This is a genomic window from Listeria marthii, assembly GCF_014227425.1.
In the GTDB taxonomy this organism is placed as follows: domain Bacteria; phylum Bacillota; class Bacilli; order Lactobacillales; family Listeriaceae; genus Listeria; species Listeria marthii.
The window spans coordinates 453,681-477,245 of record NZ_JAASWB010000004.1 but is presented as its reverse complement, the minus strand read 5'-3'; the positions used below and the strand labels follow the sequence as shown (position 1 = coordinate 477,245).

The following is a 23,565-nucleotide window of genomic DNA, read 5'->3' as shown; positions in this document are numbered from 1 at the left end:
GTTTTGTTAGCATTCAAAATAACATAGCTCTAAAACATAAAAGAATATGTAACATCACATATGGAGGTTTTGTTAGCATTCAAAATAACATAGCTCTAAAACAATAGTCCTAGCTTTTTCCCGCAAATCGCAGTTTTGTTAGCATTCAAAATAACATAGCTCTAAAACCGCATCGGTGTTATAGAATGATTTATTTTTGTTTTGTTAGCATTCAAAATAACATAGCTCTAAAACCTATGCTAAAGAATACAGGGTGACACCTGAGTTTTGTTAGCATTCAAAATAACATAGCTCTAAAACCGTACATTGCTATTGCAAATACCATATTTTGTTTTGTTAGCATTCAAAATAACATAGCTCTAAAACATATTGAAAAATTTAGAAGACCATTTGAGTGTTTTGTTAGCATTCAAAATAACATAGCTCTAAAACACCCAATCGGTTCGGCTAAAGACTTTATCAGTTTTGTTAGCATTCAAAATAACATAGCTCTAAAACCTGCCGAGTCTGCAACCACGTCAGAATGCTGTTTTGTTAGCATTCAAAATAACATAGCTCTAAAACAATTGCTTATAGTTTTGAAAACAGTTATCAGTTTTGTTAGCATTCAAAATAACATAGCTCTAAAACCTATGCTAAAGAATACAGGGTGACACCTGAGTTTTGTTAGCATTCAAAATAACATAGCTCTAAAACCGTACATTGCTATTGCAAATACCATATTTTGTTTTGTTAGCATTCAAAATAACATAGCTCTAAAACCTCGTAGATTTTTTTCTATCCTCCGAGATTCCGTAATCGCGCTACTTATCCATAGCAAGATTTCAATTTTGAATGCTGCTTAATAAGTTAATTAAATAATATTTTATTTTCAAAGAACACCTGTCCTTAAACACAATTTTCCACATGCAGAAAATAATCCGGATCCAAAATAGCCTGCGGAAAGCCGTCTATTTTTCTAGGTTCAATAAACAGAACTTTTACTTGATACAAAGAAATATACCTTCTTAATTCTAACAACTCTTCTTTTGTAAGATAAGCACATACATTAATAAAAACTAGCAACTTCTTCTTTGATAAATATTTATAGACTTGTACAATTTCAATTAATTTCTCAAAAATTGTATCGCTTTTAGTTTCTATTTTTATTCCTAACGCTTTAAATAATTCAATAACTGTAATTTCATCTTCTTCTAAATCCAGTTCATGTTCCAATAGCTCATAGCCTATTAACTCGCTAATTGTTGCAGTCAACTTGTCAATCATTGATTTTACTTCAGGCTTTTCATTGAGTTGCTGCTCTAAATCAGCATAAATTAATTTTAACGTTGCAGCAGAATTAATATCATGACCCAATATATCAGTAACCAACATCAATTCACTACTTTTTAAGGGGTGCTGTTTCGTATTGAAAACTTTTAATTCCCCTGTTTCATCGTATTGATAGAACAACTTTGCAACATTTGCAAAAACGCGTACATCTTCTATTACAAATATAGTCGAATCTTCAATTGTTATAGGCTCATCAAGTAGTTTAAAATTAAAATTCATCGATAGCATCTCCCAAGAAAATGAGTCTGGCATCTGAATTACCTACACTTTTATTCTGTTCTCCACTTAAATATACCATACGTGCAAACTGTTTTTCCGTAACAGTCAACAGAGTAATCAGTCCCTTTTTAGGATTTTGTTGTTTCAAACGCGCGAGCATCGCCTTACTAGCAGTTCCATTTAATAAAATTTTACTATAAACAGAATATTGATGCATAATAAATCCTTCACTCAGTATAAAGCGCCGAAATTGACGGTACGCTTTTCTTTCTTTGGCTGTGTCTGTCGGCATATCAAACATTAATAACATTCTCATATATCGATAACTCATATCCTAAATTCAGGAACTCCTTCCCTTTCTTCATTTAAGACTTTTACTACTTTCTTCGTATAATCACTAGCAATATTCGTTAAAAACATATGCTGATCGTTATAGTCAAACTGTTTGTTGAATAGTTCAAATAAAGAGCGCTTGATTACTTGGAAATCTTCGGTACGCTTTTCATACACAATTTGATCGACTAGCGGTCTAAACGGTTCCATTATATCACTAGCGAAATTGAAGTCATTAAATTGATTAGAATGCTTCAAACCAAATTGCGTCATACACCCAGATTTCACCAATTCCCGCGCAAAAATACTTAACAATAATGTATAGCCATAATTCAACCCACTATTAATATCATTTTCTTGTTCCCGCGTAAAATCATTTCCAAAAAGCTGATTGAAATATATCCTAGCTGCATGTCCTTCACGATTAGTTGGATCAAACATCTCTAAAGTTTCATGTAGTTTTATTAATGAGTCAGCTTTCTCGTCGTAATCCAACATTGATAAAAACGTACTTTGGTTTAAGATTTTCTGAGAAATAATTAAAGTCCATACCTCGGACTTTAATTCAGAATCCCACCCCAATTGCTTTGATAATTGCAAACTACTATCGTGTCGACCATAAAAAGGAAGCACCTTTCCAATAGGCAGTCGCTTATCATCACAAAAGAGAATCAGAATATTTTCGGCTACTAAGCTGTTGATTAACATAGTAGTCAGAGTAATATCTGTTGTTTCTAGTATGAGTACATCAACTTCTGACAGATGAATCATTTCATGTTGATAGGCAGATTTAAAAACAAGATGCTGGTTTTTGTATGATAATTTCGAATGTGAATTTACAATAACTGTCCGCCAGCCCATTTAATCATCCAGCCTTTTTCGCGATTCATATAACCCTGTGATTGATTGGTAGATGATGGTGGAGTTTAACAGTTCTTTAAGTTTTCTATCCCTTTTACGTTTGATCGTTGTCCCAAAAAAGTTAAAATCTTTGTGCACACCAAAAGCGTTAAACTTCTTTAAACTCACAAAAGATTCTGCAATAGACTTAACATCACCATCCTTATTCCGTTCATAGAGCATATTAATTTCATCTAGTTTATCATTAGCTAACGTGTACTTCCTCGCAAATTCTGATATGTGTGCTAGTAGTTCACTAAACACTGCTTTATGCGCTTCAATATAAGCTAAACTTTCCCCATCGATTGCCTCACGCTTTTCCGCGTGGTAGAGCAAGGTCATTAAATGATTCGGTAAAAGCATTTGATTTCCTTTATGCACTTCATTCGCGCTACCCAACATCCTGCGGCGCCCATTTTCGCATTCATACAGCGCATACTTCGGTAATTTCGTTAGCACTTTAGGCCGATGATACCCCTTTCCTTCTAAGAAAAATTTCTCATCTTTTTCAAATGCCTTACGTTCCATGATGTTAATTTGAATTAGTTTTTTCTCAATTGTTAGCTTCTTCTTTTGCTTTTCATGTTCAATGATAATTGCATAAGCCATATTAGAACCCTCGAAACCACCGTATTTTATTGGATTCAAGTTTGTTTTCTTAGGAATTAATTTACTGGAATCCCCTCTCGGTTTAGGATTCTGATTTGAAAATTCGCCTTTTTGAATTTCTGTTTTCTTAACAATATTCATTTGTCTATAGTTAAGAACTTTCTTGATAATTTCCAGATACTTTTTATCCCAAAGAATCTCACCGTTTTCATCTATTATTCTTTCTTTTTGCGCAAAGAATAACATGATATTTGTATAAAATTGTTTTTTCGCCGTAGCTTTATTTGCTTTAAACCAATCAAATTGATGATACTCCCCGTAAACAAATTCTGGCTCTAACTGAGGGTATACTTTTAACAATGTATTAGCGACCACGCCATTTAAATATGCATCGTGGGCGTGGTGATAATCATTAACTTCACGCACCTTGTATAATTGAAATTGCTTGCGGAATTGACTAACCAACGCGGATTTCAATGTTACAATTCGAACGGGCTCCATGGTATCTTCATTGTCATCAGTTTTATAATTAAAACGTTGATGTAAAATATTGGCCACGTTCTTCGTTATTTGACGAGTTTCCACTAATTGTCGATGAATAAATCTCGCTTTGTCTGCTTCGGTAAGACCACCTCGTTCTGCTTTAGTTAAATAATCAAATTTACGCTTGCTCATCAAATTCCCTTGATATAACTTCTCCCAAAATATTTTTCTCTTTTGAACGATTTCTAGCGGTGGAACATTATCCCCTTTTTCTCGATTTCCAGCCGAACTTGTCAACACAAGATTATCAATGGAGTTATCTGTTATAAAACTCTGCGGCACGATATGATCAATATCATAGTTAGAAAGATTATGAATATCTAACTCTTGTCCAGTGTACATATCCTTCCCATTCTGCAAATAATACAAATACAATCTATTATTTTTTAATTCTTGATTATCAGTTGGGTGTTCTTTTAATATTTGACTACCAAATTCTTTGATAGCTTTTTCTAATGATTTATAACGGGGCTTAGAATTATTTTTCCCTTTATTTGTTGTTTGATTCTCTCTAGCCATTTCCACAACAATTGTTTGAGGTGGATAGCCCATCACACTAACCAGTTCTTCGACAACTTTCAAACTTTGCAGGATACCTTTTTTTATAGCAGGGCTACCAGCAAGATCTGCCACAATACTTTGAAGGTCTTTATCAGCTGTAGATACTTGCTCTTTCTCAATAATTGACTTGAATGATAAATTACTGTCATTTATTAATTGCATCAAATTGCGATTTAGCCCATCGTCATTCATCAAATAATCTAAAATAGTCAGGTGTGATTGTTTATCACGAATCCCAACAAGCAATTTAGCTGATAATCTTCCCCATCCTGTATAATGTCGTCGTTCTAATTTTTTCAGAACTGTTCCATCCAAAACATCAGAGAATTGCTGTAACTGCTCTTTAATCATACGTTTATCTTCAAACACAGTTAAAATTTTAACTATATCTTCTAGCATTTCCGTATTTAGTGGGTTATCAAGGATTTCTTGTTTTATCCCTACCTTCATTAAATCATGATAAGTAGCATAACTAGCATTAAAAGAGTCCTCCAAACCTTCAATGGTTGGACTTTCAACATGGTTTATATTGCGTAAAAACAACTCTAAATCTTTCTTTTTCACTTTACGTTTTTGTTTAAATAAGTCATTAAAAATCTGTTGTTTTTCCTGCCCTGAAAAATAGTTCGTTTTCCCTTGATCATCAATGTATCTGATTTTGGTTAACTCATTATAAACCATGTATTTTTGATAACACAAACTATGTTTAGGTAACACATTTTCTTTAGGCAAATATGTATCTTTATTCGTCATCTTTTCAATGAAATCTACCGCAGACTTACCGAAATCTACTTTTTCTTCTATATTCCATGGTCTAATTTCACCATCAGCTTTTCGTGTTAACCAAGCAAATTCGCTTTGTCCTTTAGCTAAGGGACCTACAAAATAAGGAATTCTAAAAGTTACTAAACTCTTTATTTTTTCATAGTCTTCTCTTAAAAAAGGATAATATTTGGCTTGCTGATGTAAAATAGCTTCTAGTTCTTCCAAATGCAATTGATGCGGAATAACCCCATTATCAAATGTCCGTTGTTTTCGTAAAAAGTTTTCTTCTTCTATTTTAGCAATAAAATAATCTGCGCCTTCGATCTTCTCTAATGTTGCTTTCATATATTTATAAAAATCTTCTTGCTTTGTTTTGCCATTTATATAACCTGCGTAACCATGTTTTTCACTATTATCAAATATCTCTTCATATTGCTTAGGCAAACGAAGCTTAATAAATGCTTTCAATTCCCCCAAATCTGCTTCATGCGTATCATAACGTTCAATCATACTTGCAGATAGCTTCGCGTTCGTTTCATTGTCAGCCACTGTGATAATACTAGATAAAACCACCGCATTATATGTATTTTTCGCTGCAACAAAAAGTTCCGCATATTCATCTCCAATTATCGCTAACAAAGTCTCCAAGTCCTCTTCATAGCTTTCTTTCCCACATTCAATAACTGTTTTCTCGGCAAGATCAAAGACCTTTTGAAAATTCCCTTTATTACCTACGATTAAGCTTATGAATTGAGCAAGCGTTCCTGCAGATTTTTCACCTGGATATAAATTTAAAATCCTTTCAAGTTTTTCTTTTCGTGTGATTTTTTCAGCTAAAATTTTAGCAACATCTATATTTTCTTCGACTTTTGCTAGAGTTCCCTCTTCAATACTATTCGCAAACACTTGGTTATATGTTTGTATAAATTGCTTAAATACTCCATCTATAGAGGTGTTTTGGGTATCCAACGCGCCTTCAATTAAAAAGTTCCCGCGATATTTTATAATATGAGCTAAAGCTAAATAAATTAATCTTAAATCAGCTTTTTCTGAAGAATTAACAAGTTCTTCCCGTAAGTGGTAAATCGTCTGGTAAGCTTCATGATACGCTACTTCTTCCTCTATTGTTCCAAAAAACGGATGACGACTATTTCTTTTTTCGCTATCAACATAAAAACTATCATTTAATCGGCAAAAGAAATTGGCGTCAGTTTTAGACATCTCCGTTGCAAAGATTTCTTGTAAATAAGAAATACGATTGCGCCTTCTCTCTATTCTCCTTCTAGCTATTCTGCTCGTTCTTCTTTCAGCTGCTGTTTCGCCTTCATCAAATAGTCTAACACCCCAGAAATTTTTCTTAATCTGTTTTTTCTCTGAGTCTCCAGAAATTTTCATTTTTTTCTTCACTAAATCATACTGATTTGTTAACACTGCCCATCCAACTGAATTCGTTCCTATGTCTAAGCCAATCGTGTACGGTTTTTTCATTTTTTTCATCCCTTCAACAATTTTTAGTTGCATTCTTTTTATAATTTGGTACAATGTATATATTGTTAGTATTCAAAATAACATAGCAAGTTAAAATAAGGCTTTGTCCGTTATCAACTTTTGATTAAGTAGCGCTGTTTCGGCGCTTTTTTTGTGCGATTTTTTCGAAGTATCTCTTTAAATCTATATTGCCACACTACTATATTTCTATGTATATTAAGATATACTATTTATACTATTTATACTAATATTCCCTTCATTCATCTCTTTATCTAATTATTATGAACCTTTAATTATTATAGCATATTTCGATGATATTGTTATAATAATCACAATAAATTATTACTTATTTTCCTCCTAGCTAGACAAAAGTCTAAGAATACAATGTAAATAAAAGAACAAACCATTTAAAATTGGTTTGTTCTTTTATTTATTCCTGAAAAATTAATTATAGACCTGCGCTTATTAGCCTCATGATAAGGCGCCTTTTTTCATTTTGAATCATTCTATTTAGCAACCAATCAGGGGGCCACATTATTTTCCCCTTAAATACTCCTCTACCTTCTTCTTTGGTGCTGGAACAAGATCTTCTTCAATTTCCACACGTTCATTTCTAATTCCCGTATACAAACATTCATCACAAAATTTAACCAGCGTATCCTCTCTACTGACCATTTTTGTTAATCGTAAATTACTATCATTACAGCTAGGACATAACTCCTCCGTCATATATGCACTTAAATCCCATATCAATGATGAGACTTGATTAGAAAGTTCTTCTTCGTTTAAACCTTCTATAACCTTATTTGTATAAAAAGGGATAGCTATTTCAAAATTGTCATCAGAATGTCCTAGAATTAAACTTGTAGAATCAAGTCTCGTTATTGCATCTAGGTAATCTAAAGATATATATTTTGAAAACACAGTATAATACTTGTTCACATATTCAATAAGATCATCAAAGAACATGTTCAAATTATTGATTTCAAATTTTTTGTAAACTGCTAAAATATCTTCTTTCATATTCTCCTCCTAAGGTTTAGGTACAGGATAAGTTGTAATTATATTGCCTGCTTTATCCGTGATAACCTTTATCCATGTTGTTGTTTGACCGCCTAAGCTAGGCTTAACAGTCCCCATATTTTTGCCTATATCTATTACTCTTTCAAAGCCTCCTGATTCTATCTGCTTTACAGGTGTGTTTACAACTTGTTTTGATTGCAGAATATTTTTTAAATCTGACTCAGGAATTGTAAACTGCCCTGCATTTTTCGAAGGATTATAATGTCTATTTCTGACGTGCTTCATCCCCACATTTTTTGACGGGCTAAATCCAGTCGGGTTTTCTGCTAAATTTACTCTTGATTGCACAATCCCAACATTAGGATTTGGAATATCAGCTCCACCAACTTCCTTATCTTTAAACGCCTGCTGCTTCTCCAAATTTTCTAACGCACTTTTCGGCAGCTTAATCTTTCTTTCTTTGTATTTGCCTCCAACATACATATAAACTAAACCTATCGTGATTCCAAAACTCTGCGCTTTGCTTATTTCCTGTCCAGTGATGGGGTCTTGTCCTTTTTTGAGTGCATTAACAACCGCGTTAATTTCTTCTGCGCTTTCGGTTGCTTGATTGGAGACTTTGGGTAGTTCTCCTTTTGCTACAGTATCATTGTAAGCGGCTGTTGCCTCTGCATCTACTACGCCACCTTTAAGTAAAATGTGAGTAGCGCCATTCCACCTGATTATATATTCATTAAAATTATACTTTTTCTTTTTAGGCAAAAACTTCTGCAGTGCGTGAAACTTATTGGTATCTAATTTACCTATATCATATGTACCTGTTTGACTATTAAATGTAACGTTAGCGGCTAGTTCTCGAACCGCCTTCCCCGCGCAATAAACAAGCTCGCTAAATGAGTCAAAAAAACGGCCATGACTCTGTTCAAAAGCAATGTAACGTTCTAATATCTTTTCTTGTTCCAAGGCATCCGTGAATTGGGTGCGAAGCCTTTGTTGTTCACCTTCATGTAATGTTCCTGTAGAAGCAGACATTCTTTGCAACAGGTCTTCTTGTTTCCGTTTAATTTCAGCTAGTCGAAATATTGCTTCTTGCAACATTTCTGCATCGATTCGGGCGTTATATGAAGAGTCTACTTGTTCTCCAAACTCCTGGATGTAACGCTCTAACCTTTCTTCACTTTCATCCAGCGCTTCGATAAGACTTTTGCAAATAACAGAATAAGTTTGATCGAAATAGGCTTGAGATGTTTCAATTGCTTTCCCTTTCAAACTGGTATCAGTCGCATATGCATTCGTAACTTCTTGCACTTTTCCAAGCATACTTCTCGCTTCATCGTTACTACTTTTCAAGTTATGTAGAAATTCGTTTAATTCTGCGATGTCAATTCGACTCAACGAGCATCTGCCCCTTGTATCGTGACATGTATTGTTTTTCCCGTTCCATGTGTTTGCATCCTCTCTTTTGATGTTTATAATCCACTTTTATTATAACATTCGCAAACAGCATGACTCCAATAATACCAAATAACTTATACAACTCTTAATTCACTTGCACTCTCTTCATCAATTTAATCTCACTGCAAAAATAGCCACCTACATTGCTCTTCCTCTATGTAATTTTGTCTAACTATGCCAAAACAAAAAAAGCATCCCCCTCCGAAAAGGGAAATGCTTTGAAACGACATATTAACGTTTTGAGAACTGAGGTGCACGACGCGCGCCTTTAAGTCCTGGTTTTTTACGTTCTTTCATACGTGAATCACGAGTAAGTAGACCAGCGGATTTAAGTGCTGGGCGGTACTCAGGAGCCACTTGTAATAGTGCACGAGCTACACCATGACGGATAGCACCGGCTTGACCAGTGTAACCACCACCGCGAACGTTTACTAGTACATCATAGTTACCTAAAGTTTCTGTAGCTACTAAAGGTTGTTTGATAACTTCACGAAGAGCTGCAAATGGGATGTAATCTTCCCAGTCTCTATTGTTAATAACGATTTTGCCGTCGCCGGGTACTAAACGTACGCGAGCTACAGAGCTTTTACGACGACCAGTTCCGTAATATTGTACTTGAGCCACTTAGTATTCCTCCTTTATTAATTAACCGCGTAATTCGTATACTTCTGGTTGTTGAGCTGCATGTTCGTGCTCAGATCCACCGTATACGTGTAATTTTTTGAATAATTGACGTCCAAGAGAATTTTTTGGAAGCATACCTTTGATAGATAGTTCTAATAATCTCTCAGGATTGTTCGTACGCATTTCGCCTGCAGTACGAGATTTCAAACCGCCTGGATATTGAGAGTGACGGTAGTAAATTTTGTCAGTAGCTTTTTTACCAGTAAGACCAATCTTACCAGCATTGATGATGATTACAAAGTCTCCAGTGTCGATATGTGGAGTAAATTGTGGTTTGTTTTTTCCGCGAAGAATTGAAGCAACTTCACTGGATAAACGTCCTAAAGAAACACCAGTAGCGTCGATAACGTACCATTTACGTTCTACTTCGCCGGGTTTCGCCATATAAGTTGTACGCATGAATTACCCTCCTAAATAAATTGAAACAAATTAGCTCCCGAAAACTGTTCCTAATTCCCGAAATGCTATTCTATATTTTTATTGTTTAAACACAACAACCTTCCGGGGCTCATTGTGGGGCAAACAATACCATAGTCCATAATACAGTTTTTAGCGCGAAAAGTCAATGCGTTATCTAAAAAAACATCCAAATTTTATTCGTAGTCAACTCGCCATAAATACAATCCTTGTGGTGGCGCAGTTTTACTAATTAATTTTTGACGATCACGTGCTAATAAAGCCTTCGAAATCTCTTCCGGAGAAATCCGACCTTGACCCGCATCAAGCAAAGTTCCCGTCAAAATTCGCACCATATTGTACAAGAAACCATTTCCTTGAAAAGCAATCACTAACGTCTCGTCATCTTCCTCATAAAAATCAATGCTATAAAGCGTCCGTACTTTGGAATCCCGCTCCGTCCTCGCTGAACAGAAACTAGTGAAATCATGCTCGCCAATTAAACGTTCACTCGCTAATTTCATTTTTACAAGATTAAGCTCATAGGGATAATGAAGCGCAAAGTTCCGACTAAAAGGATCAAAAACCTTCGTCCGTTTTACAACATAACGATATTCTTTTCCAACAGTGCCAAATCTAGCGTGGAAATCGTCTGCTACTTCTTCCACCCTTAAAAAACTAATATCAAACGGCGTCATGACTTGCAACGCTTTCTGGAATTTTTCTGCTGTAATATCCAGCTCAGAATCAAAATGAATTACTTGACCTTTTGCGTGAACGCCGGTATCGGTTCTGCCTGAAGCTGTAATCCGAACGCTTTTGCCTTTGTGCATTTTTTTCAGCGCTTTTTCAATTTCCGCTTGGACCGTCCGCGTATTCGGCTGCACTTGATAACCGTAAAACCCGCTGCCATCATAAGAAATTATCGCTTTATATCTTGTCATTCATTTCAACTCCGCAACCAAAATAATAATCCACTTAACACTACCAACGAAATCAGTAGCAACGTATCGGCAAATCGCCAACGCAGTAAACGAAATCTCGTTCTTCCTTTACCACCGCGATAACCACGAGCTTCCATCGCAATCGCCAAATCTTCCGCACGCTTAAACGCACTAATAAAAAGTGGCACGAGTAGCGGAATAATCGCTTTAATCCGGTCACTCCATTTCCCACTCGTAAATTCAACCCCACGAGCTTTTTGTGCTTTTAAAATTTTCTCCGTTTCATCCATCAATGTTGGGATAAATCGGAGCGAAATACTAAGCATTAAAGCAAGTTCATGTACTGGTAAATGCACTAATCGAAACGGCGCTAAAATTTTCTCCAGTCCGTCTGTTAGTTCAATCGGGCTTGTCGTTAATGTTAAAAGCGTCGTCATAAAAATAATAAGAACGAAACGACAGAACATCATCGCCCCATTTGCCAGCCCGAGCGTTGTTATTTGTAAAAGTCCTAAATCAACTAAAACCGTCCCGCCTTTTGTAAAAAAGACTTGCAGTAATAGCGTAATTAAAATAAGCCAGAAAATCGGCTGTAACCCTTTAATAAAAAATAAAAATGGCACTTTCGAAGTTAGAACTAAATACAAAACATAAGCAAACATCAGCGCGTACGTTAGCCAATTGTTCGCCAAAAAGACAATCGCGATAAACGCCATAACAGCGGTGATTTTTGCGCGCGGGTCAATTCGATGTAGCCAAGAGTTTCCCGGAATATAACGTCCGAGAATCATTTTATCCATCATAATTATGCCCCGCCCTTCGCTAAGTAAGGCGCCATTTCAGTTGTTAATTCGTCAATAGTTAAACATGTCTTTGTTAATTTCACATCAAACTTGCGCTCAAAAAGTCCTTGGAACCGCACCACATCCGGCACAGATAAACCAAGATCAACCAGTTCACCTGGCTTCGCGAAAATTTCACGCGGCGTGCCAATTTGCAGAACTGTCCCAGCTTTCATTAAGACAATTTTTTCAGCGTAGCGCGCCGCATCTTCCATACTATGCGTTACAAGGACCGTCGTAAGCCCTTTTTCTTTATGAAGGTTATAGAACATTTCCATGATTTCCTCGCGGCCATGAGGGTCTAGCCCCGCTGTCGGCTCATCTAGAACAAGCACTTCCGGATCCATCGCCAAAACTCCAGCAATCGCTACTCGGCGCATTTGCCCACCAGAAAGTTCAAACGGCGAACGCGACAAAATTTCTTCTGTTAGCCCTACTTCATAAATCACTTTTCTAGCCCGAAGTTTCGCATCTTCCTCGGAAACGCCAAAATTCATCGGCCCAAAGCAAATATCCTTCTCGACCGTTTCTTCAAAAAGTTGTGCTTCTGGAAATTGGAAAACAATCCCGACTTTTTTACGTAAATCGCGCAGTTTCTTTTGCTTCACTCCAGCAACGATTTCGCGATCGCCAACCGTTATTTTACCTTCTGTCGGCATTAAAAGAGCGTTCAGATGTTGCAGCAAAGTCGATTTCCCAGAGCCAGTATGGCCAATAATTGCAGAATAGCTACCAGAATCAAAAGAAACATTTACATCAAGTAATGCTCGCTTTTCAAAAGGGCTATTTTTCTGATAACAATAACCTAGTTGTTCGAGTTTAATTTCCATAATTGATCTAGTAATGCTCCTTCCGATAGCACGGTGCTTCCAGTTTCAAAGCCGCCTGCAACTAATTTTTCTTGTAATTCAATAATAAATGGAACCCCTAGGCCAATTTCTCGCATTGCATCTGCTTGCTGGAAAATTTCTTTCGGCGTACCTTCACTATGAATCTCACCTTTATTCATCACAATTACCCGATCCGCAAAAAGGACTTCATCCAAATCATGCGTAATCGAAATCACCGTAATATCTTCCTGTTCGCGCATAATTCGAATAGTTTCCATTACTTCAGCGCGTCCTCTTGGATCAAGCATCGAAGTCGCCTCATCCAAAATAATCACATCCGGCTGCAGCGCCAAAACGCCAGCAATTGCGACACGTTGCTTTTGTCCACCAGAAAGTCTCGCCGGTTCATGTAGCGCGTAGCTTTGCATACCAACTTCATTCAAAGCCGACTCCACTCGTTCCACCATCGTATCATGCGGAACACCGTGATTTTCAAGCCCGAATGCAACGTCATCTTGCACAGTAGCTCCAACAAATTGGTTATCTGGATTTTGAAAAACCATCCCAACTTGTCGTCTAATTTCCCATATATTTTTTTCAGACAAAACAAAATGCCCGATTTTAATTAAGCCATCTTCCGGAAAAAGTAAGCCGTTTAGCAATTTTGCAATAGTTGATTTTCCTGAACCATTGTGACCAACTAGCGCGACCCATTCCCCTTTTTGAGCAGAAATCGATACATCTTTCACTGCGTATTTTTCCGTATCCTCATATTTATAAAAAACGTGCTCTAATCTTACAAAACTTTCTGCCACGCTTAACACCTCACTTTTTGACCATTCATTGTTTATTATAGTATAAACATCCATCCGGCGCAAAATTTCCTTTTTGATTGTTTTGCTTTAATGCGAAAGGGAATATATTAACGTTAAGGATGTGATAACTATGTTAGCAGATTTTATTTTACGACTTGTTGTTGCGGGTCTCCTTGGAGCGGTTATTGGACTCGATCGAGAAATTAGGGCGAAAGAAGCTGGATTCAGGACACATTTTCTCGTTTCTCTTGGTAGTGCGCTAATTATGATTGTCTCTCAGTACGGTTTTTCCGAAATTGCCACCATGCAAAATGTATCGTTTGATCCAAGTCGTGTCGCAGCCCAAGTGGTAAGTGGTATCGGCTTTATTGGCGCTGGTACGATTATTATTCAAAAGAAATTTGTACGCGGCCTAACGACAGCTGCGGGACTTTGGGCTACGGCGGGTATCGGACTTGCGATTGGCGCTGGCATGTATTGGGTTGGTATCGCCGCAACTTTATTGACGCTGATTGGCTTAGAATTTCTCAGTATCATCTTCAAATCCTTCGCCTTCCATACAACCGCGATAATCTATTCCACCGACAAACAAGAAAACCTCGTGAAAGTCACGGATCAGATTCAGCAAAACAAACAACAAATCGTTTCGTATTCTAGCGAGAAAGAACTCATCGGCGAAAGTCTTTTTATCCGCGTAAATATTGTTGTAAAAACAAAGAATAAGAATGATGAATATGAACTATTTCACTTTATCCAAACACTTCCTAATGTAACTGTGGAAAAAATGGAGTAAACAGAGCTTTTTCACTGATTTTCACCCATTTTTGTTCACAGAATATCCATTTACTTCCAGCTTCTCCTTTTGCTATAATTCACCCGTCAGCACAAACTGCATAGAGAGAAGGGATGAAATGAAAAACTTTGTAACCTCAGAACGTTCGATTTTCGAGATGGAGAAATCAACGGAACCTGTGATTACAGTGAAAGATGGCTCTGTAGTAAAAATAAAAACAAAAGACTACTTCAACGGCCAAATTCACAACGAGCAACTTCACTACGGGGAACTAGATTGGAAGCAATTTTCACCAACTACCGGACCAATCTATATTGAAGAAGCTCGGCCAGGGGATTTATTAGCTATAACGATTGAAAAAATTGAACTCCTAGGGACAGAGGTCTTTTTGCTAAATGGGCCAAATATTGGTATAACGGACGATTTATTAACAAGTAATTGTACACGACGCTACCCAGTGGAAAATAACCACATTGTTTATTCAGATGAGATTCAAATTCCAATAAAGAAAACAATCGGTTTATTAAAAACAGAAGCACTAAGTACAACTAAATCGCCTACTAAAAATGGTGGCATACTTGATTCTTCTGAAATAACCGAGGGCGCAACAATCTTTTTGCCCGTCGATAAATTCGGCGCTTCACTTCATGTTGGCAACGTTCGCGCGACAACTGGCTTTGGAAAAACGACAGCAACTAGTGCCGAGGCGCCAGCAGAAGTCACTTTACGATTACAAATCCTTAAAAACCGCACTGCGCCAACACCGACAATTATTCATAATCACCATTTAATTTGCTTAGCTTCAGATCTTACAATTGAAAAAGCTACGCAAAAAACGATGCATAATATGATAACTCTACTTACAGAATCAGACTTAATGACAACCGAAGATGCCATGTTCTTAATTTCTCTTCAAGCCGATTTCCAAGTCTGCAAATTATGCAAGCCAAATATCACCACAAGCATCAAGTTACCTTTAGATTACTTTCCAGAAATGCCGTTTTTATAAAAAAGAAACCCCATTATTTTGGGGTTTCTTTTATATTTGTTCAAAAATACTTCCTTGATAGTCTTTATGGAGAAATTCCGCTAGTTTTATAGCTTTTATTTCAACTGTTTTTTGGCTTTTTTTAGTTAGCTTTTTACTCAGATAAAAAAGAAAGACAATTTTGTTGCCAGTTACTTTATATCGCCACGTTCCGATAAATTGCCCATTTATTATTAGAACAGCTTCAATCTGTCCAGCAATACGCCAAATCAAGCTCGTTTCCTTTTCGCTTGCCAGCCAGTTCTTTTTCGCATAACTAACAAAAAGCGGATCAAATTTCCCTAGCAGTAAAGGTGTATCCATTTCCAGCTCTTCGTGTGTTTCTATTTTGCTGTAATATGTCTTTCCATCTTCACCAATATAGCAAAAATAGTTTTCAAGTCGTTTTTCGAGAATTGACATGTAGTCACTATTACGCAAACCGCTCCAATGTTTGAAATCTTGTATCGTCGCTGGACCGTAGGCGCTAAAATAACGATCAATCATTGTTTCCAGACCTGTTTTATTTCGCTCAATATTCAGCCAATCCTCAAATGACTGCGAATCAATGCGTGTCCGATGACTATAAAATCTCGTTTTAGGAGCCTCGGGTACACAAAATAACTTGCCCTCCAGCGAACCTTGAATAAAGACGCCACCCCAAGTCATTAACTCTTTTGCTTGATCGCCAAATAACGCCGCAAAAGCCTCTTTAGGAACTTTATCCTCACGTAAGAGTAATTCTTCCATCTTCGCCAAAAGATCGTCCAAATCGTGTCCTAACGACTCTGTATGCTTCCTTAGCCAATTGTTTTTACTAGCGTAGACATCATGGACATAAAACCAATCATCTGGCGTATACATATGGACAGTCATTCTTTGTCCCCAGATTTTGATTAGCTCATTTTTATCGTAAGTCATTTGCAAATTTTCTTTCGTTAAATTGTCTACACGATTAAATAAACTAATCTCCCCAAATTGTTGGTATTGGGACTGGATGCCAAATAACGCACGAGTTGCTTCCTCTGCGGTCGGGAATTTAGTTTGTAGTAGTCCGGAATTATGTAATCGATTTTGAGCAATTTGCGAGTTAGTTAACGAGCGCATTCTTCGGCCTCCTCTTATCTTTGGGGTTTACTATAGATGGTTTCCCGTATAAAGGCAAGAAAAAGACCTGCTATCCGAAGATAACAGGTCAAACAAAAAAAGCCTGCCTCCTAGTCTACGATTAAATAGACTAGGAAACACAGAGCTAGACAAGGAAACACGAAGTCCCCATATCATGACACTCCACTTGCTTTAAACGTTTTATTATTAAACTAATTCAATAATAACCATTGGTGCGCCGTCACCGCGACGTGGACCTTTTTTCAAGATACGAGTGTAACCACCTTGACGTTCCGCGTAACGTGGAGCAACATCATCAAATAGTTTTTGTAGAGCGTATACAGGACGGTTTTTCTTCACAGTAGAACCATCTTTACCTTTAGCATCTACTTGTACTACTTCTACAACTTCATGACGGATGAAAGCAGCTGCTTGACGACGAGCGTGCAAGTCTCCTTTTTTCCCAGAAGTGATTAGTTTTTCAACAACTTTACGAATCTCTTTAGCGCGAGCTTCTGTTGTTTCAATACGTTCAAATACGATTAAATCCGTTGCAAGATCACGTAGTAACGCTTTACGTTGTGAGCTTGTACGACCTAATTTTCTGTAACCCATGGAATTGCCTCCTTTATCAGTTTTCGTTTCTTAGAGATAAGCCAAGGTCAGCCAGTTTTACTTTAACTTCCTCAAGCGATTTACGGCCCAAGTTACGGACTTTCATCATATCGTCTTCGGATTTGTCAGCAAGTTCCTGTACTGTATTGATTCCAGCGCGTTTTAAACAATTATATGAACGAACAGACAAGTCTAATTCTTCAATAGTCATTTCAAGCACTTTCTCTTTATGGCTTTCTTCTTTTTCAATCATAATTTCAGCTTTTTGTGCTTCATCTGTTAAGTTAACGAAGATACTCAAGTGCTCAGAAAGAATTTTAGCTCCAAGTGAAACTGCTTCTTCTGGGCTGATACTTCCGTCAGTCAACACATCAAACGTAAGCTTATCATAATTAGTTGATTGTCCAACACGTGTATTTTCCACTTGATAGTTCACACGGATAACCGGTGAAAAGATTGAATCGACTGGAAGTACACCAATTGGCATATTTTCGCGTTTATTTTGATCAGCAGGTGTATAACCACGACCACGAGTCGCATTTAAACGCACATGAAATTTAGCATTATCACTTAATGTAGCAATGTGTAAGTCGGGATTTAAAATCTCAACGTCGCTGTCATAATTAATGTCAGCTGCAGTTACTACACCAGGACCTTGCATATCGATTTCTAATGTTTTTTCTTCATCAGAATAGATTTTTAGTGCAAGTTTTTTGATATTTAAAATCATGGTTGTTACATCTTCTACTACACCTTCAATTACAGAAAACTCATGTAAAGCTCCATCAATTTGGATAGAGGTTACTGCTGCACCTGGAAGAGAAGATAATAGAATACGACGTAAGGAGTTACCCAAAGTTGTACCATATCCACGCTCAAGTGGCTCTACAACAAACTTTCCATACTTGGCATCATCGCTGATCTCAATCGTCTCGATTTTTGGCTTTTCAATTTCGATCATTCAAATTTACCCTCCTTCAAAACGTCTAGAATATCAGTCTTTATGTCAAACTCTCTGCCTTGATAGTTAAGACAGTAAAAATCTACTATTGGCAAAAGAAAACGACCACTTATACGCGACGACGTTTTGGAGGACGACATCCGTTATGTGGAACTGGAGTTACATCTTTAATAGCTGTTACTTCAAGACCAGCTGCTTGTAGTGCACGGATAGCCGCTTCACGACCTGAACCAGGACCTTTAACAGTTACTTCTAATGTTTTCAAACCATGTTCTTGTGCTGATTTAGCTGCACTTTCAGCTGCCATTTGCGCTGCGAAAGGAGTAGATTTACGAGAACCTTTAAATCCTAGAGAACCTGCACTTGACCAAGCTAAAGCATTACCATGTGTGTCAGTAATCATTACGATCGTATTATTAAATGTAGAACGAATGTGTGCAATACCAGATTCGATATTCTTTTTCACACGGCGTTTACGAGTATTTGTTTTACGAGCCATTCACTAACTACCTCCTTTACTATTATTTCTTTTTGCCTGCTACTGTTTTGGACGGGCCTTTACGAGTACGGGCATTATTTTTTGTATTTTGTCCGCGAACTGGAAGTCCACGACGGTGACGCATGCCACGGTAAGAACCGATTTCGATTAGACGTTTAATGTTTAAGTTTACTTCACGACGAAGGTCACCTTCAACTTTAATACGGTCTAAGATTTCACGGATTTTACCTAGCTCTTCTTCAGTTAAATCACGAGTACGAGTATCTTCAGAAACGCCAGCTTCAGCAAGAACTTCTTTAGCTGTTTGTTTACCGATACCATAAATGTAAGTCAGGGAAATAACAATACGTTTTTCACGTGGAACGTCCACACCTGCAATACGTGCCATTTACTTAAGCACCTCCTCTTATCCTTGTTTTTGTTTATGTTTTGGATTTTCACAAATTACCATTACTTTACCTTTACGACGAATAACTTTACATTTTTCGCACATAGGTTTCACTGATGGTCTTACTTTCATATAGATATACCTCCTTGTTTATTAGAGAAAATGTCTCTATAAACCGATAATTTCTAAGCTGGATAAACCAGACCGGTATATAAATTCAATTTCGGAGTGCAAATTATTTGAAACGATAAGTAATTCTTCCGCGTGTCAGGTCGTATGGAGAAAGCTCTACTGTCACTTTATCTCCGGGTAAAATACGAATGTAATGCATGCGGATTTTACCAGAAACAGTTGCCAGTACTTTATGACCATTTTCGAGTTCAACATTGAACATCGCGTTTGGTAGAGTTTCTTGTACTACGCCTTCTACTTCAATAACATCTTCCTTTGCCATATGTTTGCTACCTCCTTCTTGTATTCTTGGATTTGTTCCTGATGCAGGCCTAATCCTTTCAGTGTAACTATTTCTCTTACATGAAAAAAACGTAAAACATGCAAAAATGGATGCACTTCATTAAAAGGCAACACATTTCGCCAGCTTTTCAGACAACCTGTAAAAGTGAAATCCGTAAAAACCAGAAGAACTGTAACTCGCAAAAGCATTGCGGCGGAACAGATCAAGGTAGAACATATACGTCATTCGGATGATCTTCAAACGGTTCTCTCGTTCATCATGATTTGCTTAGATGCCTTTAATTCCACTGCCAATTATCCATTATACTACAAACTAACTTAATTTGCACGCATTGATTTCGGCAGTGATTTCAGCACAGCTTACCCCTCAAAAAGAAGCAAGAATTTTTTCCACATCTACAAAAACGTCATTAATATCTTGCTCGCCGTTTATGCTATGAAGTTTACCCTTTGCGGAGTAAAAATCAAGAAGCGGCTTGGTCTGTTTCATATTTACATTTAGTCGATTTTCAACGGTTTCTTTCTTGTCATCCTCACGTTGGTAAAGTTCTCCACCATCTAAATCACATTTCCCAGCAACTTTCGGTGGGTTGTAAATTTCATGGTAAGTTTTACCGCAAGTCCGGCAAATCCAGCGACCAGTAAGACGTTTCATTAAAACATCTTTTTCAACGTCAATGTTAATGACAGCATCAAGTTCTGTTCCTAAATCACGTAGAATATTTTCAAGCTCTTCTGCTTGTTCCACAGTACGCGGAAAACCATCAAGCAAGAAGCCATCCTTAGCATCATCTTCGGCTAAACGTTCACGAACGATACCATTTGTTACTTCGTCAGGAACAAGATCGCCATTATCCATAAAGGATTTAGCCTTGCGTCCTAACTCTGTGTTATTTTTCATAGCTGCTCGGAACATATCTCCAGTGGAAATATGAGGAATGTTGTATTTCTCAACAATCTGTTCCGCTTGTGTGCCTTTTCCGGCGCCGGGCAGTCCCATTAATACTAATTTCAACTGTTTCGCCCCTTATTACGCGCTAGCTCCTGCTAGGAATTCCTAACAAGAACTGCGTGTTATTTGATAAATCCCCGATAGTTCCTTTTTACAAGTTGTCCTTCGAGTTGTTTCGTAGTATCTAATGCTACCCCGATAACAATTAGTAGGCTTGTACCACCAACGGCTAACGACTGCGGTAAACTAAACACAGTAGTACCGATAGTTGGAAGTATAGCAACCGCTGAAAGGAAAATTGCACCAACAAATGTTAGTCGGTAAAGTACCGATGTAAGATAAGCTTGTGTTTCCCGACCAGGACGTTTACTAGGAATATACCCACCTTGCTTTTTCAAGTTGTCTGCAACTTTCTCAGGGTTCACTTGAATGAAAGCATAGAAATAAGTGAAAGCAACAATTAGTGCAACATATAAAATCATACCAATTGGTTTTGTGTAATCAAACACATCTTTCAATACTTTTACCACATCGTTACTTTGATCAAAGAAAGTAAGAATGGTTTGCGGTGTAATAATAAATGCACTTGCAAAGATAACTGGGATAACTCCGGCAGAGTTAAGTTTTAACGGCAAGTGCGTTGCTTGCGCGCCCGATTGTTTTGCTCCTGCTACACGTTTAGAGTATTGAATTGGAATTTTACGTAGTGCTTGTTGGAAGAAGATTACAGCTACAACAATAGCTAAAATCGCAACCGCCACACCAACCAATGTCAAAACATGTAGGAAAAGTTGATCACCGGCGTTTTCAATTTGCGAAACATATAATTGACGCACTCCATCAGGAATACGAGCAACAATACCTGCAAAGATAATGATGGAAACACCATTACCAACACCTTTAACAGTGATTTGCTCCCCTAACCACATTAAGAACATTGTACCAGTAGTTAATACAACAGCGATAATTGCATATCTACCTATGGAAGGTTCAATGACTAAGCCAGCTGCTGACATGCGGTTAAACCCGTATGCCATACCGAAAGCTTCAACCAAACCAAGTCCGATTGTCATGTATCTAGTAAGTTGATTGAGTTTTTTACGACCCATTTCCCCTTGCTTAGACCACTCAGTCAATTTAGGAACAACGTCCATTTGAAGTAACTGAACAATAATGGAAGATGTAATGTAAGGCATTACACCCATGGCAAAAATTGAGAAGTTTTTTAAAGCCCCACCATTAAATGTATTTAAGAACCCCAAAATACCGCCATCCATACTAGATTGTAGTGCTGCTGCGTTAACTCCCGGTACTGGCACGAATGTACCAATACGGAAAATAACTAGCATTGCTAATGTAAATAGTATTTTTTTACGGATGTCTGCTACTTTGAAGAAGTTAACTAACGTTTGAAACATTAGATCACCTCAGTTTTTCCGCCAGCTGCTTCAATTGCTTCTTTCGCAGCTGCAGAGAATTTGTTCGCTTTCACAGTAAGTTTTTTCTCGATATTTCCATTAGATAAAATCTTGATTCCGGATTTTTCGTTACGAATAATTCCAGTTTCAACTAAAAGTTCTGGCGTTACTTCTGTACCATCTTCAAAGCGGTTTAAAACATCTAAGTTCACGATAGCAAATTCTTTACGGTTGATGTTTGTGAATCCACGTTTTGGAATACGACGGAAAAGTGGAAGTTGTCCACCTTCAAAACCTAAACGTACGCCACCACCAGAACGAGCTTTTTGTCCTTTATGACCGCGTCCTGAAGTTTTGCCGTTACCAGAGCCTGTTCCACGACCAACACGATTACGTTCTTTACGAGAACCTTCTGAAGGCTTAAGTTCATGTAGTTTCATGTCAAGCACCTCCTCCTATTTAACAAATTCTATCAAATTGCATAATTTTTTAAGCTTAAACTTCTTTGACGTCCACTAAATGACTTACTTTAGTGATCATCCCACGAATTGCAGGATTATCTTCTTTAACCACTACAGAATTTGTTTTACCAAGACCTAATGCTTGAACAGTTTTGCGTTGTGGTTGAGGGCGTCCGATTAAGCTACGTTTTAGAGTAATTTCTAACTTCGCCATAATGATAATTCCCTCCTTATCCTAACAATTCTTCTACTGTTTTGCCACGAAGTTTCGCAACATCTTCAGCGTTTTTCAGTTGTTTAATTCCGTCGATTGTAGCACGAACCATGTTAATTGGTGTATTAGATCCAAGCGATTTGGAAGATACATCAGCAACACCGGCAAGTTCTAGGACCGCACGAACGGGACCACCAGCAGTTACACCAGAACCGGCACTAGCAGGTTTAAGAAGAATTTCTCCGCCACCAAAATGTCCGACTACAGTGTGTGGAATAGTTGTGTCTACAGTTGGTACAAGCACCATGTTCTTTTTAGCATCCTCAACAGCTTTACGGATAGCGTCTGGAACTTCTTGTGCTTTACCAGTACCGAAACCAACATGACCATTTTTGTCTCCAACAACAACAAGTGCTGTGAAACGGAAACGACGTCCACCTTTAACTACTTTAGCAACACGGTTGATTGTAACAACGCGTTCTTCTAAATCTAATTTGTTTCCATCAATTTGCTCAGGCATGTAATATGTCCCTCCTTCTTATTAAAATTCTAGTCCATTTTCGCGAGCTGCTTCAGCAAGAGCTTTTACGCGGCCATGATATAAGTATCCTCCACGGTCAAAAGTGACAGAAGTAATACCTTTTTCGGAAGCACGTTTAGCAACTAGTTCGCCAACTTTGCTTGCTGCATCAACTTTGGATTCAGCAGAACCGAAATCTTTATCTAAATTAGACGCACTTGCAAGTGTCACACCATTTACATCATCAATAACTTGAGCATAAATGTTTTTGTTTGAACGGAATACGTTTAAACGTGGACGACTTTCAGTTCCAGAAATCTTAGAACGAACACGAGCATGTCTTTTTTTACGTACTTTATTTTTGTCGATTTTGGTAATCACACGACTCACCTCTTCT

Annotated in this window: 27 protein-coding genes and 1 CRISPR repeat array; of the genes, 2 read left to right on the top strand and 25 right to left on the bottom strand. The window is 37.4% G+C overall.

Annotated elements, in window-relative coordinates; translation table 11 throughout:
• Positions 1 to 762: a CRISPR direct-repeat array (repeat unit 36 nt; unit sequence GTTTTGTTAGCATTCAAAATAACATAGCTCTAAAAC).
• Positions 763 to 888: 126 nt separating this feature from the next.
• The 12 genes from csn2 to HCJ55_RS10045 all read right to left on the bottom strand — a co-directional run bounded on the left by csn2 (position 889) and on the right by HCJ55_RS10045 (position 13,739).
• The gene (csn2, locus tag HCJ55_RS10100; RefSeq protein WP_185517997.1) at positions 889 to 1,551 is read right to left on the bottom strand and encodes a type II-A CRISPR-associated protein Csn2; all 663 of its coding nucleotides are present in this window, start codon (positions 1,549 to 1,551) and stop codon (positions 889 to 891) included.
• On the bottom strand, positions 1,541 to 1,882 hold the full coding sequence (gene cas2, locus HCJ55_RS10095; protein WP_003733027.1) for a CRISPR-associated endonuclease Cas2: 342 nt from the start codon (positions 1,880 to 1,882) through the stop codon (positions 1,541 to 1,543). The genes csn2 and cas2 overlap by 11 nt, the downstream gene beginning before the upstream one ends.
• The gene (cas1, locus tag HCJ55_RS10090) at positions 1,879 to 2,745 is read right to left on the bottom strand and encodes a type II CRISPR-associated endonuclease Cas1 (protein ID WP_185517995.1); all 867 of its coding nucleotides are present in this window, start codon (positions 2,743 to 2,745) and stop codon (positions 1,879 to 1,881) included. Before cas1 ends, cas2 begins: the two co-directional genes overlap by 4 nt.
• Complete coding sequence (gene cas9 / locus HCJ55_RS10085; RefSeq protein ID WP_185517993.1) at positions 2,746 to 6,750, bottom strand: type II CRISPR RNA-guided endonuclease Cas9; 4,005 nt, start codon at positions 6,748 to 6,750, stop codon at positions 2,746 to 2,748.
• Between the two features lie 534 nt (positions 6,751 to 7,284).
• A complete protein-coding gene (locus HCJ55_RS10080; protein WP_185517991.1) occupies positions 7,285 to 7,773 on the bottom strand; it encodes a hypothetical protein in 489 nt (162 codons plus the stop codon).
• A 9-nt stretch (positions 7,774 to 7,782) separates the two neighbouring features.
• A complete protein-coding gene (locus tag HCJ55_RS10075; RefSeq protein ID WP_185517989.1) occupies positions 7,783 to 9,168 on the bottom strand; it encodes a T7SS effector LXG polymorphic toxin in 1,386 nt (461 codons plus the stop codon).
• 291 nt (positions 9,169 to 9,459) lie between these two features.
• A complete protein-coding gene (gene rpsI, locus HCJ55_RS10070; protein ID WP_003749666.1) occupies positions 9,460 to 9,852 on the bottom strand; it encodes a 30S ribosomal protein S9 in 393 nt (130 codons plus the stop codon).
• A 21-nt stretch (positions 9,853 to 9,873) separates the two neighbouring features.
• Positions 9,874 to 10,311: a 50S ribosomal protein L13 gene (gene rplM / locus HCJ55_RS10065; protein WP_008948835.1), complete on the bottom strand. Its 438-nt coding sequence runs from the start codon at positions 10,309 to 10,311 to the stop codon at positions 9,874 to 9,876.
• A gap of 194 nt (positions 10,312 to 10,505) precedes the next feature.
• Positions 10,506 to 11,252 (bottom strand): tRNA pseudouridine(38-40) synthase TruA, encoded by a 747-nt coding sequence (gene truA / locus HCJ55_RS10060; protein ID WP_185517987.1) that lies wholly within the window; start codon positions 11,250 to 11,252, stop codon positions 10,506 to 10,508.
• Between the two features lie 5 nt (positions 11,253 to 11,257).
• Entirely contained in the window at positions 11,258 to 12,055 is a 798-nt protein-coding gene (locus tag HCJ55_RS10055; RefSeq protein WP_008948837.1) for an energy-coupling factor transporter transmembrane component T family protein, read from the bottom strand.
• A 2-nt stretch (positions 12,056 to 12,057) separates the two neighbouring features.
• Positions 12,058 to 12,924, bottom strand: a complete 867-nt coding sequence (locus HCJ55_RS10050) for an energy-coupling factor ABC transporter ATP-binding protein (RefSeq protein ID WP_120139775.1) — start codon at positions 12,922 to 12,924, stop codon at positions 12,058 to 12,060.
• Positions 12,900 to 13,739, bottom strand: a complete 840-nt coding sequence (locus HCJ55_RS10045) for an energy-coupling factor ABC transporter ATP-binding protein (protein ID WP_008948839.1) — start codon at positions 13,737 to 13,739, stop codon at positions 12,900 to 12,902. Before HCJ55_RS10045 ends, HCJ55_RS10050 begins: the two co-directional genes overlap by 25 nt.
• A 130-nt stretch (positions 13,740 to 13,869) precedes the next feature.
• Here HCJ55_RS10045 and HCJ55_RS10040 point away from each other — a divergent pair, with 130 nt between their 5' ends.
• Positions 13,870 to 14,532: an MgtC/SapB family protein gene (locus tag HCJ55_RS10040; RefSeq protein ID WP_008948840.1), complete on the top strand. Its 663-nt coding sequence runs from the start codon at positions 13,870 to 13,872 to the stop codon at positions 14,530 to 14,532.
• A gap of 118 nt (positions 14,533 to 14,650) precedes the next feature.
• Positions 14,651 to 15,541 (top strand): acetamidase/formamidase family protein, encoded by an 891-nt coding sequence (locus HCJ55_RS10035; RefSeq protein ID WP_185502936.1) that lies wholly within the window; start codon positions 14,651 to 14,653, stop codon positions 15,539 to 15,541.
• 30 nt (positions 15,542 to 15,571) lie between these two features.
• Here the strand turns inward: HCJ55_RS10035 and HCJ55_RS10030 are convergent, their stop codons facing one another.
• The 13 genes from HCJ55_RS10030 to rplR all read right to left on the bottom strand — a co-directional run bounded on the left by HCJ55_RS10030 (position 15,572) and on the right by rplR (position 23,549).
• Positions 15,572 to 16,666 (bottom strand): DNA glycosylase AlkZ-like family protein, encoded by a 1,095-nt coding sequence (locus tag HCJ55_RS10030; protein ID WP_185517985.1) that lies wholly within the window; start codon positions 16,664 to 16,666, stop codon positions 15,572 to 15,574.
• A 207-nt stretch (positions 16,667 to 16,873) separates the two neighbouring features.
• Positions 16,874 to 17,281, bottom strand: a complete 408-nt coding sequence (gene rplQ / locus HCJ55_RS10025) for a 50S ribosomal protein L17 (protein ID WP_003723675.1) — start codon at positions 17,279 to 17,281, stop codon at positions 16,874 to 16,876.
• A gap of 16 nt (positions 17,282 to 17,297) precedes the next feature.
• Positions 17,298 to 18,242 (bottom strand): DNA-directed RNA polymerase subunit alpha, encoded by a 945-nt coding sequence (locus HCJ55_RS10020; protein WP_003723676.1) that lies wholly within the window; start codon positions 18,240 to 18,242, stop codon positions 17,298 to 17,300.
• 109 nt (positions 18,243 to 18,351) lie between these two features.
• A complete protein-coding gene (gene rpsK, locus HCJ55_RS10015) occupies positions 18,352 to 18,741 on the bottom strand; it encodes a 30S ribosomal protein S11 (protein WP_003720926.1) in 390 nt (129 codons plus the stop codon).
• Positions 18,742 to 18,763: 22 nt separating this feature from the next.
• On the bottom strand, positions 18,764 to 19,129 hold the full coding sequence (gene rpsM, locus HCJ55_RS10010) for a 30S ribosomal protein S13 (protein WP_003723677.1): 366 nt from the start codon (positions 19,127 to 19,129) through the stop codon (positions 18,764 to 18,766).
• Positions 19,130 to 19,147: 18 nt separating this feature from the next.
• Positions 19,148 to 19,261, bottom strand: a complete 114-nt coding sequence (gene rpmJ, locus HCJ55_RS10005; RefSeq protein ID WP_003720928.1) for a 50S ribosomal protein L36 — start codon at positions 19,259 to 19,261, stop codon at positions 19,148 to 19,150.
• A gap of 103 nt (positions 19,262 to 19,364) precedes the next feature.
• Positions 19,365 to 19,583: a translation initiation factor IF-1 gene (infA, locus tag HCJ55_RS10000; RefSeq protein WP_003720929.1), complete on the bottom strand. Its 219-nt coding sequence runs from the start codon at positions 19,581 to 19,583 to the stop codon at positions 19,365 to 19,367.
• Between the two features lie 387 nt (positions 19,584 to 19,970).
• A complete protein-coding gene (locus HCJ55_RS09995) occupies positions 19,971 to 20,618 on the bottom strand; it encodes an adenylate kinase (RefSeq protein WP_008948845.1) in 648 nt (215 codons plus the stop codon).
• Between the two features lie 59 nt (positions 20,619 to 20,677).
• Positions 20,678 to 21,973, bottom strand: coding sequence for a preprotein translocase subunit SecY (gene secY / locus HCJ55_RS09990; RefSeq protein ID WP_185502934.1), 1,296 nt, complete (start codon positions 21,971 to 21,973; stop codon positions 20,678 to 20,680).
• A complete protein-coding gene (gene rplO / locus HCJ55_RS09985; protein ID WP_003723680.1) occupies positions 21,973 to 22,413 on the bottom strand; it encodes a 50S ribosomal protein L15 in 441 nt (146 codons plus the stop codon). The genes secY and rplO overlap by 1 nt, the downstream gene beginning before the upstream one ends.
• Before the next feature lie 55 nt (positions 22,414 to 22,468).
• Positions 22,469 to 22,648 (bottom strand): 50S ribosomal protein L30, encoded by a 180-nt coding sequence (gene rpmD, locus HCJ55_RS09980; RefSeq protein ID WP_003720933.1) that lies wholly within the window; start codon positions 22,646 to 22,648, stop codon positions 22,469 to 22,471.
• Between the two features lie 16 nt (positions 22,649 to 22,664).
• Positions 22,665 to 23,168, bottom strand: a complete 504-nt coding sequence (gene rpsE, locus HCJ55_RS09975; protein WP_003723681.1) for a 30S ribosomal protein S5 — start codon at positions 23,166 to 23,168, stop codon at positions 22,665 to 22,667.
• 21 nt (positions 23,169 to 23,189) lie between these two features.
• Positions 23,190 to 23,549, bottom strand: a complete 360-nt coding sequence (gene rplR / locus HCJ55_RS09970) for a 50S ribosomal protein L18 (RefSeq protein ID WP_003764129.1) — start codon at positions 23,547 to 23,549, stop codon at positions 23,190 to 23,192.
• Between the last annotated feature and the right edge of the window lie 16 nt (positions 23,550 to 23,565).

Coding starts and splice junctions, on each gene's coding strand:
- csn2 (WP_185517997.1), bottom strand. CDS start 1,551: ATGAATTTTAATTTTAAACTACTTGATGAGCCTATAACAATTGAAGAT.
- cas2 (WP_003733027.1), bottom strand. CDS start 1,882: ATGAGTTATCGATATATGAGAATGTTATTAATGTTTGATATGCCGACA.
- cas1 (WP_185517995.1), bottom strand. CDS start 2,745: ATGGGCTGGCGGACAGTTATTGTAAATTCACATTCGAAATTATCATAC.
- cas9 (WP_185517993.1), bottom strand. CDS start 6,750: ATGAAAAAACCGTACACGATTGGCTTAGACATAGGAACGAATTCAGTT.
- HCJ55_RS10080 (WP_185517991.1), bottom strand. CDS start 7,773: ATGAAAGAAGATATTTTAGCAGTTTACAAAAAATTTGAAATCAATAAT.
- rplM (WP_008948835.1), bottom strand. CDS start 10,311: ATGCGTACAACTTATATGGCGAAACCCGGCGAAGTAGAACGTAAATGG.
- truA (WP_185517987.1), bottom strand. CDS start 11,252: ATGACAAGATATAAAGCGATAATTTCTTATGATGGCAGCGGGTTTTAC.
- HCJ55_RS10055 (WP_008948837.1), bottom strand. CDS start 12,055: ATGATGGATAAAATGATTCTCGGACGTTATATTCCGGGAAACTCTTGG.
- HCJ55_RS10050 (WP_120139775.1), bottom strand. CDS start 12,924: ATGGAAATTAAACTCGAACAACTAGGTTATTGTTATCAGAAAAATAGC.
- HCJ55_RS10040 (WP_008948840.1), top strand. CDS start 13,870: ATGTTAGCAGATTTTATTTTACGACTTGTTGTTGCGGGTCTCCTTGGA.
- HCJ55_RS10035 (WP_185502936.1), top strand. CDS start 14,651: ATGAAAAACTTTGTAACCTCAGAACGTTCGATTTTCGAGATGGAGAAA.
- HCJ55_RS10030 (WP_185517985.1), bottom strand. CDS start 16,666: ATGCGCTCGTTAACTAACTCGCAAATTGCTCAAAATCGATTACATAAT.
- rplQ (WP_003723675.1), bottom strand. CDS start 17,281: ATGGGTTACAGAAAATTAGGTCGTACAAGCTCACAACGTAAAGCGTTA.
- HCJ55_RS10020 (WP_003723676.1), bottom strand. CDS start 18,242: ATGATCGAAATTGAAAAGCCAAAAATCGAGACGATTGAGATCAGCGAT.
- rpsK (WP_003720926.1), bottom strand. CDS start 18,741: ATGGCTCGTAAAACAAATACTCGTAAACGCCGTGTGAAAAAGAATATC.
- rpsM (WP_003723677.1), bottom strand. CDS start 19,129: ATGGCACGTATTGCAGGTGTGGACGTTCCACGTGAAAAACGTATTGTT.
- rpmJ (WP_003720928.1), bottom strand. CDS start 19,261: ATGAAAGTAAGACCATCAGTGAAACCTATGTGCGAAAAATGTAAAGTT.
- infA (WP_003720929.1), bottom strand. CDS start 19,583: ATGGCAAAGGAAGATGTTATTGAAGTAGAAGGCGTAGTACAAGAAACT.
- secY (WP_185502934.1), bottom strand. CDS start 21,973: ATGTTTCAAACGTTAGTTAACTTCTTCAAAGTAGCAGACATCCGTAAA.
- rplO (WP_003723680.1), bottom strand. CDS start 22,413: ATGAAACTACATGAACTTAAGCCTTCAGAAGGTTCTCGTAAAGAACGT.
- rpmD (WP_003720933.1), bottom strand. CDS start 22,648: ATGGCGAAGTTAGAAATTACTCTAAAACGTAGCTTAATCGGACGCCCT.
- rpsE (WP_003723681.1), bottom strand. CDS start 23,168: ATGCCTGAGCAAATTGATGGAAACAAATTAGATTTAGAAGAACGCGTT.